Source organism: Ruegeria sp. BHSA163 (assembly GCF_059613365.1).
In genome coordinates this window covers 80,806-97,328 of sequence record NZ_JBXWSJ010000011.1, presented here as the reverse complement: position 1 = coordinate 97,328, position 16,523 = coordinate 80,806, and the positions used below count along the sequence as shown (strand labels likewise).

Here is a 16,523-nt window from a genome sequence, read left to right as displayed (position 1 = left end):
GCTTCGCTTGTTGTATTGTTGTATCCGTGAACAAAGAACATAATTGTTCTGTCTACAGGTGCGCGTTTCGAAAGCTCTCGATTTATATCCTTCACAAATGCTGAATCGGTTTCGTAAACAACCGGGTCGATTACTGCGAATTCTTTTCTAGGATCGGGAGGCAGCCGTTTCGGTGCCTCCAACTGCCCAGGAACATGAATTGGTGGAATAGATACGACTACAGAAGCCAATCCCACCTCTGGCGCGCGTTCATCGTTGTAAAAAACGTCTACAACATCCGATGCTTCTCTGGTCGTCATAATGAAGATTTTCTGACGACTCGCGTCGGCAATAGTTGCGGTCGGAAGTTTGGGATTATCCACACCGATTAAGTCAGGTGTGCGACCGCAGGACGCAACTAGAACAAATATCATCAGCGCAGTAAGTATCGGGTAAGTGCGGACACCAAAATTGATCTGAAAAAGTTTTGTTGGTTTTCTACGGGCCATAAATTACCGTGTTTTTGGCTTTTGATTTTCAACATCTCACACGTTTTTACAGAAAACGTTTTTTTGCCTACTTCAATACGCCGAATCCGGTATGCGCAGCGAGATACAATTTAATTAACCTGAAATCATAAAGTGTCGTCAACAAAAGCGTACTCTCGTACACGCGTATTAAACTCACCAAAGGTTTCGCCTTCCTCGACTCCAACCTGCTCGCTTTTGCGAGGACTTTCTATAATCCAGGCGAAATCGGGCGTTTTTTTTGGGGCCATGGGTTGTTGCGCTGCTTTGACCGCCATTCTGAGTGCTCAATTCCAGATTTTAACCTGCCCATAGCGGCTCCCCGAGCGTCGCCATGCTAAGCTATGTCATTTTAGATCGATCCGCCCTCCACCATGTAGTTGTTCGCCGAACACATCGCAGCATCGTCTGACGCGAGGAAAACTACCATACGGGCCACATAAACAGGATCGATCAAGTCAGGCAGGCATTGTCGCTCGCGCTGTTTTTCCAAAGCTTCTGGTGTTGCCCAGAGTGCCTTTTGCCTCTCTGTCATGATCCAACCGGGCACAACGGTGTTTACGCGGATGCGGTGCGGGCCGAGGTCCCGCGCCATTGTCCGCGTCAGCCCATGCACGGCAGCTTTGGCTGTTGCGTAGGCCGGAAACCCTCCGCCAGCTTCCCACCAAGAGTTTGATCCCATGTTGATAATTGCGCCTCCCCCGGCGGAAATCATGTCTGGGGCTACCGCCTGAATTGCAAAAAACATGTGCCGCAAGTTGGTATTCATACGCTCATCCCAATAATCGGGTATTACATCGGACCAGTCATGCCGATCGTCCCGCGCGGCATTGTTAACAAGCACATCGGCAGGCCCAATTCTTGATCTGAGTTCGCCAAGACCAGCGCGCAGTGCATCGATATCGCGCAGATCACACGTCTGGTACGCCAGTTCTCCAGCTATTGTTTTGACGATATTTTCGCTGGAATCCTTATCCATGTCGAGAAAGCCGACGCGACATCCCTGTACGGCGAATGCTGAAACGATTTCTGCTCCGATACCTGAAGCGCCGCCTGTAACAAAAACGGTTTTTCCTTTTAGGCTTGGATAGGACGCAAAGTTGGAATTCATACTTCTCATCTTTTTACCCGTGCGTCTGGAATGGGTCATCAAATTGACGTGCTCATGCACATCCGAGTGGCATTCGAATAGCCAGTAGATGTCTTCTACAGTTCTGAGGTCGATAACAGCAACAGCACTTTCTAAGTGTGCAGGATAAAGAACCGTCGCTTGCTTCTTTCGACAGCTTTGGTTGAAGTTGAAACATCCGACACCAGATCAAAAAACGACCGTTGTCAGGAAAAGGCTCGATTGCATCGCGAGCGGTTATAAGAATTTGACCAAGCGGGCAGCCAAAAAATCGCTGGATCTACATTGGGTGGCTTTGTCCGCATAACAGCCTCTCACGCCGATTCTGACAAAAGATTGCTGTGAGCCCAAAGTGGCTTCTGCGGGGCCATTGTCATCAAGAGGCAAATCCGGCTTAATTTCCGGATTTATACTACTTCCCGTTTCGACATTTTTTCAGTCGACCGAGGACGCTTTGGAACTGTAGCAAAGATGGAGGTTTGTCGCCTTTGCCGCTAAGTCAAGGTGAGAGTCATTTAGCAAGAAGCGGGCCTCACACAGTTTTCTCTTAAGGCAAACAGTAACGAACAGGCTCCTTGGTAGCGTGAATATTACCTTGCGAGAATGTTTGATGATAGATTAGCGGTAAGGGGGTTGGAAAGGGAGCAGCCAAGGTAATTTAGGAAGAGATTGAAGCGGGCCGTACGCAGAAAAACCTCGACATCGTGAAATTACCTGACAGGCGACAGGTTCCGCACGATGTAGAAGCTTTGATCGGAATTTAGAAGCTTGATTTCTCTAAGATGTAACAAGTTGACCCGAGTACACTTCCTGATGGGACATCAACAGAATTCGAGGGGGAATCCAAAGGACCTGACTTCTGATGCGGTTTTGCAGATAACTAAACAGGCACACTTTCTCATTGTTTATTGTCGTAAATCGCGGACTTCACGCCGATAAAACTCTGGTAGGCGCGCGAAACTGGCGCATCATCGCATCAGCAAGAAACTGATTAATACTCGGTGATCGGCCGAGCTTGTCTATCACCCAGAATTACCCAAGCATAAACCCCTGAGCGATCCGGCAAAATGGTTTTTATCTGAGGAGCTATCTATGATTTCTGTACGACTTGCGGTGTCATGGCTGATCTTTGTCGTCGGTTTTGCATGGGGAGTGGCGATGCTCCAATTACGTATTTTTCCCTACTCCATTTATTCGGAAATTCGGACGTTTATCACTGGTGGACTGGGGGAAGATTCCTCGCCTTTCGACAAACTGGCGAATGATATCGGCTTATCGCCAAGCCGCTGGACACACGAGTTCGATCACACAGCGACGGGATTCACGTATCGCGAACTTGCCGTTCCGGGTTTAAACAAGCGCCGGGACCAGCCCCTGATTTACATTTCCGATGCCGCTCCTCGTGGATATCGCATTCTGTTCGGAGCATTCGATTTCGACCAAACATTCTGGGGTGCCGTCCTGATCGGGCCTGACGGAAAACTTGTCCAGACCTGGGAGTTGAGCACGGACGAACTCCCGACATCGCGTGTGCCGGCCAACCGTAAAAACATGTATGGGGTGAACCTCAGGCCTGACGGTTCGATCATCTTTACAATGCAAGAAGACGGCGGCGGCATCATCAGCGTTGACTGGTGCGGACGCCGTAAATGGGCCCTTGAGGGGGTCTACCACCATACGGTCAGCCCGGACGATAATGGTGGATTCTGGACATTCGAAGGCAATCAGGGTGATTTTGATCATATATTGACAAGGATTGACAGTGAAAGCGGAGAAGTGCTGCAGCGCGTTGATATGGGCGAGGTCCGGCGTCAGAATCGCCATATCCATATCTTTGATCTGCAACGCCAACCCGACGTTTGGGACCGCGTTCACGGCAATGATATCGAAGCGTTGCCCATGAACCTAGCCGACAAGTTCCCGATGTTCTCACCTGGTGATCTGCTGATAAGTTACCGTGTGCCAAATCTCGTGTTCGTCGTTGACCCTGATAGTGCGAAGATTCGATGGTGGCGTATCGGCCCGTGGGACCGGCAGCATGACCCAGATTGGAACGTGGACGGTCGCATCAGCGTTTATTCCAACAATGAGCGCGGTGTCGGTGATTTCTCGACCATAATTGCCATCGACCCGGCCACATATGAAACAGAGGTGCTTCTCGATGGCGAGGACTACAATTTTTTCAGTGCTTTCAACGGAATGCATCAGCGGTTGCCAGCGGGCGGGCTGATCGCGGTCAGCGCGCATCAAGGCCGTATTTTCGAGGCCGATGCAAACGGGCAGGTCGTCTTTGACTTCATCAATTCCTACGACGCGGATAAGAAATCGACCTTGCATGTCGCAGATGCCTACCTCTTGCCAGACGGATACTTTGACTTTGATACCCCGCCCACATGTAACTGAAGGGCTTAGTCCTGTGCCTAGGGGTATCACTGAATGTTGGTTCTGATCGGCCGCCATTCAGCGAATTTTTGCATTAGAAAACCGTAATGTGATCACAGTGTTGCCGTACTTATGGATTGAAATGCTCAGAACGACCAAGCTGAATTCAAAGCTAACTGGAGGCATAGTAATGAAAAAGTTTGTGGTCCTTATGCTAGCGCTCGCGACCGTCACAGTGGCCCCTTCTGCAGCATTCGCCTATGTTGGTCCCGGTCTCGGAGTTGGCGCCGTGACAGCGGTTCTCGGAGTTGTCGCTGCCCTTCTGATGGCCATTGTCGCGCTCGCCTGGTATCCTTTGAAACGGCTTCTGCGCCGTCGCAAACCTACGGCTACCGGACCCCAAGGGTGACCCTAATTTTGGCATCTGAGCTCACGGCGCTTACCTTGATAGGGGTAGTAACCGGGTTCTTGGCAAGATCGATGCCCCTCTGGTCGGTTTTTTCTTTCACGAATGAAGCGATCGGGAAGGGAATGCGCGTCATGCTGCGCTCTTCCGTTTCAGACCATTGGAAAGAGAAAGTCTTGCTGACCTGTGCAGTCCGCTGTCTGAAAGGTATTGCCGCGCTTTTCGCATGTCTCGCACTGATCTGCGCCGCCGCCTTATGCATTATTCTTCTGTTCTATCCATTACTGCCAGAGCTCATGAGCCGTCTGTTCTACCCCGTGGGTCTACTTTTTACTGCGCTCGGGACGATGTTTTATCTTTTGACACCCTGCATTTTACGACATGTCTGATTACGGTACCGTTGATCGCCTGCTGCATCACCTGAGCCTCGCTCATCCTTCAGTGGGTGAGGTTGCCTTCGCGCTCGACCAGATGCTCTTCAGCGCAGATCCGGTCGAGGCCGGACACCACGTATATGTAGCAGGACTTGCCCGAGCTGGTACGACCGTGCTGATGCGCCGTATTCACGACAGTGGAGAATTCCGGTCACTGACTTATGCCGATATGCCCTTTGTACTTGCCCCCAACCTATGGCGATCAATTCGGCAATCGCGATCTAAAGTCGTGCATTCAGGTCCCCGCGCACATGGAGACGGCATCATCGTTAATAGTGAGAGCCCGGAAAGCTTCGAGGAAGTTTTCTGGCGAACCTTCGCTGGCGCCAGTTTCATAGCTCCATCGCACCTTTCGCCGCACGACCCGGATCACGATTTGATCGATAAATACCGCAGTTTCGTCGCCTCAGTCCTGCGTACGGGAGATACAAGCCGATACCTTTGCAAGAATAACAATAATATACTGCGGCTATCCACAATCAGATCAGCTTTTCCAAATGCGACGATCCTGATCCCGTATCGCAATCCCATTGATCAGGCGTCTTCACTGCTGCGACAGCATCTCCGCTTCAAGTCCTTGCAGCAGGCCGATGCTTTTACCGATTCATACATGAAATGGCTTGTGCATCACGAGTTCGGTGGCGATCATCGGGCCTTCGCGGTCGGACGCGAGTCGGCGTACGCGACTGATACACTCGCCTACTGGGTCGACCAATGGTTGGCCGTCTACGGGTGGCTGCAGAAGACCGCGCCGAAAGACGCACTTTGGGTGCGCTATGAGAGCCTTTGCGAAAAGCCCCAGTATTGGGATTTGCTAGCCCAAAAGTTGGAAATACAACATGATAACGGTTTGACCGAGTTCAATCGCCCACCCCCGCGTAAGCGCGATCATGCCATGGACTTGCCGGACGGGCTTCTGAAGATTGCAGAAGCGCAATATCAGGACCTTCCTCACCTCGTATGATTTAACAATCCAGTTTACCTGCCGGTTTTAACCGGTACAAAGTGTTCGCCCAAAGAGGAAGCCCAACGACTCGGCACCGACGCCCGTGCCGTGATGTGCTTTGCCTTAGATTTCCAAAGTTTCGTGGATGGCCTATGCCGTCACCACTTTCTCTGGCGACAGGCGGTCGTTCGAAGACTGTGCGCTGCATTCGAGCTTGGTTACATCGAAAGGGCATTCCCTCGGGTCGTTCAGGATGCCGTCTGCGAGCCCGTCGAGGGCGTCGCACTCAGCCATGATGGTGCCGCGCCTTTAACAGAACATTTCCTACGCCAATCTTGGATCCACCGTTCCATGCTTCAGGGCCGAGCAATCCAGATCGACAAACCAATTTTGCTTTCTGTTTACGAGAACTTAGAGTGGGTCCGTTCGAAACATGGCAACTATAACCGGCTAAACAGAATACACCGAGTAACTAAATGTTACGTATTTGGCTTGCTTCCTGGGCTGCGACCCGACGAAACTGTGTCACCTCTTACAGCTAGACAATTTCAAGTTTTCAGGATGCATTATTTTGATATCAAGTATTCCGCCCTGCTATTCGACCTAACACAACGGCACTCAATAAGCCATTTCCGGACAGGTATCCGCTGTCACCCCTGCCAGAAACGCCTGTAGCCGCCCCGCCACCTGCGTAGAGGTTGGTGAAAGCAGTGCCGTCAGCCTTGAGGACGCGCGCAGAGGAATCGACGCGTAAACCTCCTTGGGTATGAAATAAGGCACCAGTTACACGTACGCCCTTGTAAGGGGGCGTCAGAGGCGTCTTATTGAAAAACCTACCGAATTGATCGGTGCCGTTGACAGGAATTTCCCGAATGGTTTGTTCCAAAGCCGCGGGTGGTAGGGACAAAGCCTTCGCAAGTTCTTCAATTGTTTCAGAGGATTTAATAGCGCCTGAAGTTTCTGCGCGTCTGAAGTCTTCAAATTGGCCAGCAATGGTGGCAATGCGACCGTCGAAGATGGCGAAAGCCTCTCCATCGGGCTGAGCCAGTACTGCACGGGCAGCTTCAGAATAGCCTTGCGACTCATTCCAGAAACGGTGGCCATTACGGTTAACCTGCACACCACCTTCTGTGATTACCGCCCATGTTATCAGGATGCCATGTGGGTGTGCGACATTGCCGTGACCCTGGTAGGCACTCAAATTTCGAAGCCCGGCACCAAGCGCTTCTCCCCAAAGAACTGCCTCGCCCCGGTTGCCGCTGTGTCCGAACCAGAGCGCACGTTCGATCTGCGGCATATGCTCGGCCACTAACGCGCGATTGCCACCGAATCCGTTACACGCAAGAATAAGGCGGTCGCAGGCAATGGTTTCGACATTTGCATCCGGACCAGCCACTGCAACACCCAGAATCTGATCCTGATCTAGGTAGAGCGTTATCGCGCGACGATTACAGATAATGTCCAAATCTTCACGCTCGCAAGCGCTGCGAAGAGCGTCGATCAACTCGCCGCCCGACCGCGACGGTAGCCCGTGCATCCGTCGACGAGAGTGACCGGGATAGTCAAAATCCGTAACAATCGAAAAGGGCAGGGCATGGCGTTCACACAGCCAATCGATGACTTCAGCGGCGTTGTTGGTCAATAATTCGACCAGTGCTTGTTCGTTTTCGTTATATGCTTTGGTCTGGATATCACGGGCAAAGCGCGCGGCATCATCCGTGATCCCTGCGGCCTGTTGGATCTTAGTACCTGCAGCCGGGATCAACCCGGCTGACAAGGCTGTCGACCCGCTGGGAACAGGATCAGCTTCGATGACCAGCAAGTTCTGTCCCGACTCTGATGCCGATAAAGCGGCTACCAAACCGCAAGCACCCGCGCCGATGATCAGAGTGCCGGTCCTGAGATCGAACCGTTCCGGTGGGGCATTCTCAACGTTGGGTGTCATCGTAGCGGGCCCCGGCATCCAGCATCTCGGCTGTTCCGATGACTTCGTTCAGACCGTTGAAGTCGAACATGTTCTTCGCAAAGGGCTTGTTTGAGCCGTTCGCAGCCAGACTCTGATAGTATGACTGAGCAGTTTTTGCCAAAGCCCGAACGATCCCACCAGGGAATATTACGATGGAATAGCCCTGCGCCTCCAAATCATCGGCGCCAAGAATCGGTGTTGCGCCACCTTCAACCATGTTAGCCAAAAGTGGGACACGGGGAGCAAATTGATCCGCGATGGACGTCAGTTGTCCGCGGCTCTGCGGAGCTTCGAGGAAGAGGATATCAGCACCCGCCTCCAGATATGTTTCTGCCCGGTCGGTCGCGGCGTTGAAACCCTCAACGGCAATTGCGTCTGTTCGGGCAATAATCAGAGTGTCACTTCTGGCGCGCGCGTCGACCATCGCCTTGATCTTCCCAGCCATTTCCTGCGCAGGGATAAGTGATTTGTCTGATAAATGTCCGCAGCGTTTCGGATAGGTTTGGTCTTCAACTTGCAGTGCCGATGCACCGGCACGTTCATATAGCCGCATGGTTCGCTGAGCGTTCAGTGCGTTACCAAAACCGGTGTCAGCGTCGATGATAACAGGTAACGAGACCCGATCTGCGATCAGGGTCATCGTGTCTGCCATCTCGGACGCAGTGGAAAGCCCGATATCGGGACGGCCCAATCGAGTATATGCGACGGCTGCCCCGCTTAGATAGAGGGCCTCGAAGCCAGCTTTTTCAGCCAAAGAGGCCGTCAAACCGTCATACACACCCGGCGCAACGAGAATCTCCTTCTTTGAAAGGCGGGATTTGAGGTTCATTTGGCTCCCTCCATCCACGTCATCATCTGAGCGCAACTCCGCTGGTGAGTGACCGTGCCAAGCGAAAGAATTGTTGCCTCATGTACCTCCTGCCGAAATGCGGCGCATCCGTCTGTTAGCATGACGGTTTCGACATCACGCAGATGCGCATCCCGCAAAGTCGAGGCAACACCGCCATTGGTTACGATGCCCCCGACAATCAGATTTTCAATGCCCAATGCGCGCATCAGATATTCCAGTCGTGTCTGGTAGAAGGCAGAGTATGCCACCTTTTCGATGACGAAATCACAGGGTTGCAGTGTATCGACCAAGCTGTGACCAAATCCTCCCGGCGCAAAGTCACCTTTGGTCAAGAACGGGCGCAATTGCTTGAGATGCGGTGCAATCAGAGGTTCGCCATCGCGGTCCGGTACAAGAGTAAACTGTGCGGAAAAAAAGCGCCCGCCCGCCGCTTGTAGCCTCCTTGCCAAAGGAGCGATGCGTTCTGGAAGTGCTGCAATTTCTGGGGCCGATTGTCCAGCTCGGCCATAGGCACCTTCAGGATGGATGAAGTCGTTCTGAAGATCGATGGTCAGCAACGCCGTCTTTCGCGGGTCCCAGGTTCCTGGATCGCTCATTCAGTCCTCCTTTTGCGGTTCGATGATCGTGTTGCCAAAGGCGTCCACGCGACCCTGAAAATCTGGTTCGATCAGGACTGTAGTGTCCGGTTGCGTCAGGATGGCTGGACCTTTGATTGCAGTGCCAACTGGCAAAGACAAGCGATCATAAATGGCGGTGTCATACCAGGCGTGCCCAAAATGAACCTTCCGTATCGCCGAGGGTGCAACGACGCCTTCGGTTTCGGGAGCGAGGGAGGTGAGATCGAACTTCGGCCGTTTGCCTGTGACTGCGCTGCGCAGGTTCAGTATCCGTCGCACGCCGTTGTTCAATAGCCTTCCATAGGTAGCATGATAAGCTGTATCAAAAGCCTGTTCGATGTCGGCCTTGCTGGGCGCAGTGACCGTACCGTTTGTCTGCGTAACAGTTAGTGGCACCGGCACGGTATGAGTTTGTCCCAGATATGCCATGTCGAGCTCGAATGAAATCTCATGTCGGTCAAAACTGGTCCGCGATGCACCAAGCAGTGCCATGCCCTGATCCACATGCTCTTGCATAAATGCGCCCAAAGCAGCTTCGTCCAACTGTGTGACCAGGGTATTGACCGTTTGTACGAAATCCTGCCGCATATCAGCGATCACACAGCCTAACGCCGAGGTGACCCCGGGAAAACGCGGAACAATGGCGCGGGATATCCCCACTTCGGCCAGCATTGCCCCGGCATGTAACGCGCCGCCGCCGCCGAACGGCATGAAGACAAAACGTTTGGGATCAAATCCACGCTCAATGCTGACAAGCCGGATCGCTCCGGCCATGCGTGAATTGGCGACGCGCAGGATGGCTTCGGCCGCCTCGAGTCTGGACAAGCCCAGTAGTTCGCCCACATGGACATCGATCGCATTTCCTGCGGCCTCTACGTCCAGCCGTTCCAGTTTGCCGCCAATGGGATTTTCCGGATCGATACGACCAAGCACAACATTTGCATCCGTTACAGTCGGGCGATCGTTTCCCATACCGTAAGCCACCGGGCCGGGATTCGATCCAGCGCTTTCAGGGCCGATGTTCAGCAGTCCTCCCTTGTCGACCCAAGCAATCGAGCCGCCGCCCGCGCCAATGGTCGTTATCTCGATCATCGGGTTGCGAACAACCATGCCAAAATCGATTGAGGTCTGAGCTGACAACATCGTCTGTCCCTGGGAGATCAGCGAAACGTCAAAGCTGGTACCACCCATATCCCCCGTAATGACATTGTCGAAGCCAGCGGATTGCGCGATATAACCGGCGGCGATGACGCCTGCTGCCGGACCGGACAGCGCCGTGCGTACCGGAAGGCGGGATGCAGTGTTGACGCCCATGACACCGCCATTGGATTGGACAATCATGAATTCGCCATCGAATCCGTCGGATTGCAGGGCGTTTTCCAAGCGGGTCAAATAGCCTGAGACTTCGGGCTGCAGATAGGCGTTCAGTGCCGTGGTCGAGAACCGTTCGAATTCTCGGATTTCTGGCAGAATTTCTGAAGAGGCGGACACATGCGGATTTGGCCAGATTTCACGCACCGCGGCGACAGCGGCGACTTCGTTTTCCGGGTTGGCATAGGCATTGGCAAATAGGATCGCGACGGCTTCGCACCCCTGCTTCAGTAATTGCTTTGCGGCTCTGCGTACGGAATCCAGATCAACCTGCGTGCGAATACTGCCGTCTGCCAGCGTGCGTTCCGGCACCTCTAGCCGGTCGCGGCGATCCACTACGGGTTCAAAATCACCACGTAAGCCCCAGGTTCGCGGCCGATCTCTGCGGCGCATTTCCAACACGTCCCTCAGGCCCTCAGTACAAATCACACCAGTTCTGGCACCTTTGCGTTCCAGCAGGGCATTGGTGCCTGCTGTAGTGCCGTGTACGACAACGGAGATCTCTGACAGATCGTCGACCTCGCGTCCGATCCCGTCAAGGAATCCGCCCGACTGATCTGGGCGTGTGGTGGGAACCTTGGCGACGGTCGCGCTGCCATCTGCTTCGTTCAGAACAAAGACATCCGTGAACGTGCCCCCGACATCCACACCGATCATGCGTCCGGTCATGGCGTCACTTCCCGCCACGCGGTGCCATACACCTGATCCGCCCGTTCGTCGCTGACCAGTCCGCGCGCCACGTCCCTGGCGATAGCCTCTGAAGAGCGGCTGTTTGCGGCGCCATATCCACCACCACCGGGTGTTTCAAGGCGAACGGCTTGTCCCTGCTTCAATTTGATCCCCCTCATTTTCGAAACCAGAGGCGGTGCCTTCCAGCCATCGTCCTGTTCGTAGGTGAAGACATTCATCGCCCCGTTCCCACCTTGGGCGATACCCTTTGGAGGAAACTTGCCACGTTCGCCAAACAAGAATGCCTCGGCGCCGTTTTCCTCGAGCACTTCAATCTCATAGACAGCGCCAAGTCCGCCGCGGTGGGCGCCGGCGCCAGCGCTGTCGGGACGCAAAGCCCATTTACGAAACATAACCGGATAGGCTGCTTCAAAAATTTCCAACGGCGGGATCGTCGCCGTCGAAATCGGCGCGTTGCCATGGTTTAAGCCGTCGCTTTCTACAGACCCGCCGTGACCCCCGCCGTAAAAACTAAACATAACCCATGGCTGCCCGTTTGAACGTTTACCAGCGATGGAAAGCGCATTGATCGTGCCGTAGGCATTGGCGACAACCCGATCCGGTGCAGCCTTGGCAAAGGCGGAGAACACCACATCGATCATCCGCAAAATAGTCTCTGTGTATCCGCCTGTTGGGGCGGGGAAATCAGCGGACAACAGACTGTCTTCGGGCACGATCACTTCGATAGGGCGCATAACCCCTGCGTTAGCTGGCAGCGACGGAAAGACGTGTTTGATTGCGACATAGGCGGTTGCCACAGTCGTGGGTAGGGCGATATTCACCGGCCCAGCGCATTGCTGAGATGAGCCAGTGAAATCAAGCACCATTCTATCCCCCTTTATTTCAAGCGCCAGATTGATGCGAAGCGGAGCATCGATGATACCGTCGTTGTCGAGGAAATCCTCGGCTTCCCACCGGCCATCTGGTAAGTCCTGCAACTCAGAGCGCATGAGCACCTCGGCCCGATTGCTGAGCGATTCAAGAGCGGCCGAAACCGTTTCTGCCTCGTATTCGTCCAACAACTCGTCCATCCTCCGGACCCCAAGGTCCAGGGCGCCCAGTTGCCCATTCAGATCGCCCATTGCTGATTGAGGCAGACGGGTGTTGCGCAACAGAATATCGATAATATCCTGATTAACCGCGCCCTTGCGCGCCAACTTTACAGGCGGTAGGACAAAGGCTTCTTGAAACACTTCTGTTGCAGCCGGGTTGTAATTTCCGGGAACTGCACCGCCAACGTCATGCCAGTGCCCGACCGACGCGAGAAAGCAAAACAATTTGCCGTTGCGGAAATATGGTCGCACCAATCGCATGTCAGACAAATGCGTGCCACCTATATGCGCATCGTTAAAGATATAGATGTCGCCATCTTCCAGATCTCCGTCAGATGCGGCTTTCTCGATCACCGCTTTTACGGCAAAAGACATCACACCCACAAAGATCGGTAATCCGGATTTGCCCTGAACCAACGTATCGCCGGTTGTTGCAGAATAAAGCCCGTGGCTGGCGTCATGGGCCTCGGCAATGATCGGGTTGAAGGCTGCTCGAAACAGAGTCGCGTCCATTTCGTCGGCGATTTGCTCCATGCGGCCCGCCAGAACCGAAAGAGTGATCGGGTCAATTTCGCTCATGACTGCGCCCTTGTTTCTGCAATGTCGTTCCAGACATCCTGCCGTGCGATCAGATTGTTCTTAATCTCAAACCGGTCAATGAAACGGATGCCTTCAAATGGTGTCCCATCCGTCCATTCACCCGATAACGTACCCCTGCAATAAACGATCGCTGCGTCGTCATTGCTTTGCATGGCATCAAAGCCTTCGTAAGTTTTTGCAATACGGCGGTAACGGGTCGCGGCCCAGTTCTTGAGCTCGACCAAATCTCGCATAGGTGCCGCGCCGGGGAATTGCATAACGAAATTCGGGGTCAGTCTTTTGTGTGCGTTTTCAAACGCACGGTCGCCCATTTCGGACAGAAATTCGCGTACGATAAGTTTGGGGTCTTCTTTCGCTGGAGCCGGCCGTCTGGTCTTGCCGCCGCGATAGTAGTTCTGATCGCAAATGTCGTGGATCAGAACAGTCACAAGTTCCGGTGCAGCGGGCAATACGAATCGTACCGCATTAGTCAGAGCCTCGCCAAGTCGTTGTTTTTCTTGCGTGCTATAGCCACTGATCACATGCAGTTCGACAATCGGCATGCAAAAGATCCTCCTGTATAATGTATTATTTGTAATACAGATTTGGAAAATAATGTAAGACTATTTTTGGAGTTGCAATAATACTAATGCTTGATTTTCCAAGTGTCGGATCTACGATTGGAAGCGCTGTGAAAGGGGGAATCATAGGGTGAACAAGATCAATGGGGCCAATCTTCCCGACGGGACAAAGGCGCAGCGCGTCTACCTGTATCTGCACGATCAGATCACGGAAGGTCAGCTTTCAGCGGGTGAAACCCTGCCCGGTGAGCAGCGGCTAGCCGAGAAGTTCGGGGTTTCGCGCGTGACCGTTCGGCGGGCGCTCGACACTCTTTCACGAAATGGTTTGATCGAACGTCAGGCAGGTAGCGGCACTAGGGTTTCTGGTCAATCCGCCCTCGGAGCGCCAGCAGCAATGGACTTCAACACGCTGATGCCGCAGCTGGTTGAAATGGGGCAAAGCACCACCGCGCGGCTTTTGTCATTTTCATACGGCAAAGCACCGGATGTGGTGGCGCTTGCGATGGGGTTGCCGAGCGATCAGCAAGTACAGATTGCCACAAGGGTGCGCCTGACTAATGATGTCCCATTTTCGCATCTGACGACTTATGTGCCGGCTTTGATTGCTCGCAACTATTCGGAAAGCGACTTAGCGACTACACCGCTTTTTAAACTTCTGGAACGCGGCGGCGTACAGATTGAAGAAGCGCATCAGACCGTTTCCGCGACGTTGGCGGGTCCTGACGTGGCCGAGGCATTGGGCGTCGCCGTTGGATCTGCCTTGTTGTCGTTGAAACGGATCGTTCGAGACGTCGAAGGCAATGGGGTCGAGTATCTTTCTGGTCTGTATCGCTCTGACATGTTTCGTCTCGAGATGCCTTTGACGCGCGTGGGAACCGGGTCAGCGCGGCATTGGGAACCTGCTATCGGGCGCAGCGAGGAGGTCGGTGAATGAACGCACCCCGCACCATGCTCGACAAACTCTGGGCTTCGCACGAGGTTTTGAGGCGCGAGGATGGTGTGTCGCTGCTTTGGGTTGATAGGCATCTTGTGCACGAAGGGTCGCATCATGCTTTTGCCAAGCTGTCGGAACGCGGCTTACCGGTGGCTGAGCCGCGCCTAACCTTTGCGGTGGTAGATCATTACGCGCCAACAAGAAACCGAGAACGGATCGCCGATCCAAAGATCGCCCGGATGATCGAGACCTTGCGGAGCAACGCGTCTCGTCACAAACTTAGGATTTTTGATCTGAATGATCCGGCACAGGGCATTGTGCATGTGATCGGACCAGAGTTGGGTCTGACTTTACCTGGACTTCTGATCAATTGCGGGGATAGCCACACATCCACACATGGTGCATTTGGCGCATTGGCATTCGGGACCGGAGCGACGGAGGTCGCTCATGTGCTGGCGACACAAACAGTCTGGCAACGAAAGCCCAAGGCGATGCGCATAGTCGTCGATGGTAACTTAGGGTTCGGCGTTACGGCCAAGGACATTGCACTGAATTGGATTGCGCGTTTGGGCGCTGGTGGCGCGCAGGGCCACGCAGTTGAATACACAGGCCAGACTATCCGGGATTTGTCGATGGAGGGGCGCATGACACTGTGCAACCTCTCAATCGAAGGCGGGGCGCGGTTTGGCATGGTGGCACCGGACGAGGTGACTTATGCCTATCTAGAAGGTCGGGATTACGCGCCTTCAGGTGCAGTCCTTGAAGGTGCGCGACGTGCATGGCAAGGACTTGTGACAGACGAAGGCGCAGGTTTCGACCGCGAGGTCACGCTGAGCGCCGCTGAAATTGCGCCAACCGTCACTTGGGGCACCAGCCCAGAGCAGGCCCTGCCCATATCTGCCAAGGTTCCGAGCCCAGAACTTACTGACCCAGCCAAATCAAGCTCGGCCCGCGATGCGCTGGAATATATGGGTTTAGCGCCAGGGCAACCCTTGGACGGAATCTCGGTTGATCAAGTCTTTATCGGCTCCTGTACAAATGGCCGCATTGAAGACCTTAGAGAGGCGGCTTTGGTGTTATCAGGGCGCCGGGCGATTGTGCCGGGGCTCGTCGCACCCGGGTCCGCGCGGGTTAAGACGCAGGCTGAAGAAGAGGGGTTGGACAGGATCTTTCGAGATGCTGGGTTGGAATGGGCCGCTTCAGGCTGTTCAATGTGCGTTGGCATGAACGGAGATGTTGTGGCTGAGGGTAAGCGCTGCGCATCCTCGACCAACCGTAATTTCCGCGGACGTCAGGGACGTGGCGCGCGAACGCATCTGATGTCCCCGGCGATGGTCGCTGCAGCAGCCGTAACAGGCAAAATTACTGATGTCAGGCCGCTTTTGCAGGGCAGGGCCGCGTGATGACGGGGTGGAGCACACATAAGGGATCCGCGTTGGCTTTGGCGGTAGATAATATCGACACGGATCAGCTGATCCCGGCGCGTTTTATGTCTGTCCCGCGCAGCGAAGGGTATGGCCGGTATTTATTGCATGACATGCGGCGGGACGATGATGAGCAATTGTCAGCAGAATTCCCGCTGAACCGACATGAAGGGGTCAGTATTCTGATCGCCGGGCATAATTTCGGCAGCGGATCTTCGCGCGAAGCGGCGGTTTACGCGCTGGTTGACGCCGGCATTCGCGCGGTCATCGCGAACAGCTTCGGTGACATCTTCGCCACCAATGCCATTAATAACGGTCTGCTGCCAGCACGGGTTAACGCTGAGAAGGTGACGCAGCTACAGCAGGCGGTGAGCGATGTTCCGGGAGAACTTTCGATTGATCTTACCGAGAACCGACTAACTCTTGGAGAAATAACGGCGACATTTGAACTGGACGAAGGATGGCGTCTGAAGCTGATCAATGGCTGGGACGATATCGATCTAACCCAACAGCACAATCATGCAATAAGCGCTCACAGAGACAAACGCACCAAGACCACTCCATGGGCGTGGCCGACTAAACCGGATTAATTCACGTCGCGCGAAGACGGCGCAGTA

At 54.0% G+C, this 16,523-nt stretch carries 14 protein-coding genes and 1 pseudogene; 6 read left to right on the top strand and 9 right to left on the bottom strand.

Annotated elements, in window-relative coordinates; translation table 11 throughout:
* Window positions 1–488, bottom strand: a pseudogene (locus AC2FNV_RS07660) (alpha/beta hydrolase); the annotation flags it as partial.
* 370 nt (window positions 489–858) lie between these two features.
* Window positions 859–1,617, bottom strand: a complete 759-nt coding sequence (locus AC2FNV_RS07655; protein ID WP_170482468.1) for an SDR family NAD(P)-dependent oxidoreductase — start codon at window positions 1,615–1,617, stop codon at window positions 859–861.
* A 1,110-nt stretch (window positions 1,618–2,727) separates the two neighbouring features.
* On the opposite strand from AC2FNV_RS07655, the gene AC2FNV_RS07650 reads away from it, so the two are divergent.
* From AC2FNV_RS07650 to AC2FNV_RS07640, 3 genes are all read left to right on the top strand, one after another.
* On the top strand, window positions 2,728–4,038 hold the full coding sequence (locus AC2FNV_RS07650; RefSeq protein ID WP_170608839.1) for an arylsulfotransferase family protein: 1,311 nt from the start codon (window positions 2,728–2,730) through the stop codon (window positions 4,036–4,038).
* Between the two features lie 169 nt (window positions 4,039–4,207).
* Window positions 4,208–4,426, top strand: coding sequence for a hypothetical protein (locus AC2FNV_RS07645; protein WP_170482463.1), 219 nt, complete (start codon window positions 4,208–4,210; stop codon window positions 4,424–4,426).
* A 378-nt stretch (window positions 4,427–4,804) separates the two neighbouring features.
* Window positions 4,805–5,821 (top strand): sulfotransferase, encoded by a 1,017-nt coding sequence (locus AC2FNV_RS07640; RefSeq protein ID WP_170608837.1) that lies wholly within the window; start codon window positions 4,805–4,807, stop codon window positions 5,819–5,821.
* 132 nt (window positions 5,822–5,953) lie between these two features.
* Here the strand turns inward: AC2FNV_RS07640 and AC2FNV_RS07635 are convergent, their stop codons facing one another.
* The 7 genes from AC2FNV_RS07635 to AC2FNV_RS07605 form a co-directional block, all read right to left on the bottom strand.
* Window positions 5,954–6,097, bottom strand: a complete 144-nt coding sequence (locus tag AC2FNV_RS07635; RefSeq protein WP_170482454.1) for a tannase/feruloyl esterase family alpha/beta hydrolase — start codon at window positions 6,095–6,097, stop codon at window positions 5,954–5,956.
* 283 nt (window positions 6,098–6,380) lie between these two features.
* Window positions 6,381–7,748: an FAD-dependent oxidoreductase gene (locus AC2FNV_RS07630; protein WP_170608835.1), complete on the bottom strand. Its 1,368-nt coding sequence runs from the start codon at window positions 7,746–7,748 to the stop codon at window positions 6,381–6,383.
* A complete protein-coding gene (locus AC2FNV_RS07625) occupies window positions 7,732–8,598 on the bottom strand; it encodes an isocitrate lyase/PEP mutase family protein (protein ID WP_170608834.1) in 867 nt (288 codons plus the stop codon). The genes AC2FNV_RS07630 and AC2FNV_RS07625 overlap by 17 nt, the downstream gene beginning before the upstream one ends.
* A complete protein-coding gene (locus tag AC2FNV_RS07620; protein WP_170608833.1) occupies window positions 8,595–9,215 on the bottom strand; it encodes a cysteine hydrolase family protein in 621 nt (206 codons plus the stop codon). The genes AC2FNV_RS07625 and AC2FNV_RS07620 overlap by 4 nt, the downstream gene beginning before the upstream one ends.
* On the bottom strand, window positions 9,216–11,276 hold the full coding sequence (locus tag AC2FNV_RS07615) for a hydantoinase/oxoprolinase family protein (protein ID WP_170608832.1): 2,061 nt from the start codon (window positions 11,274–11,276) through the stop codon (window positions 9,216–9,218).
* A complete protein-coding gene (locus AC2FNV_RS07610) occupies window positions 11,273–12,967 on the bottom strand; it encodes a hydantoinase B/oxoprolinase family protein (protein ID WP_170608831.1) in 1,695 nt (564 codons plus the stop codon). Before AC2FNV_RS07610 ends, AC2FNV_RS07615 begins: the two co-directional genes overlap by 4 nt.
* On the bottom strand, window positions 12,964–13,530 hold the full coding sequence (locus AC2FNV_RS07605) for a tautomerase family protein (RefSeq protein WP_496772875.1): 567 nt from the start codon (window positions 13,528–13,530) through the stop codon (window positions 12,964–12,966). Before AC2FNV_RS07605 ends, AC2FNV_RS07610 begins: the two co-directional genes overlap by 4 nt.
* A 148-nt stretch (window positions 13,531–13,678) precedes the next feature.
* Between AC2FNV_RS07605 and AC2FNV_RS07600 the strand changes: the two genes are divergently transcribed.
* The 3 genes from AC2FNV_RS07600 to leuD are packed head-to-tail and all read left to right on the top strand — an operon-like array spanning window position 13,679 to window position 16,496.
* Window positions 13,679–14,482: a GntR family transcriptional regulator gene (locus AC2FNV_RS07600; protein ID WP_170482436.1), complete on the top strand. Its 804-nt coding sequence runs from the start codon at window positions 13,679–13,681 to the stop codon at window positions 14,480–14,482.
* Window positions 14,479–15,885, top strand: coding sequence for a 3-isopropylmalate dehydratase large subunit (gene leuC / locus AC2FNV_RS07595; protein ID WP_170608829.1), 1,407 nt, complete (start codon window positions 14,479–14,481; stop codon window positions 15,883–15,885). The genes AC2FNV_RS07600 and leuC overlap by 4 nt, the downstream gene beginning before the upstream one ends.
* The gene (gene leuD, locus AC2FNV_RS07590; RefSeq protein ID WP_170608828.1) at window positions 15,885–16,496 is read left to right on the top strand and encodes a 3-isopropylmalate dehydratase small subunit; all 612 of its coding nucleotides are present in this window, start codon (window positions 15,885–15,887) and stop codon (window positions 16,494–16,496) included. Before leuC ends, leuD begins: the two co-directional genes overlap by 1 nt.
* The last annotated feature ends 27 nt before the right edge of the window (window positions 16,497–16,523 follow it).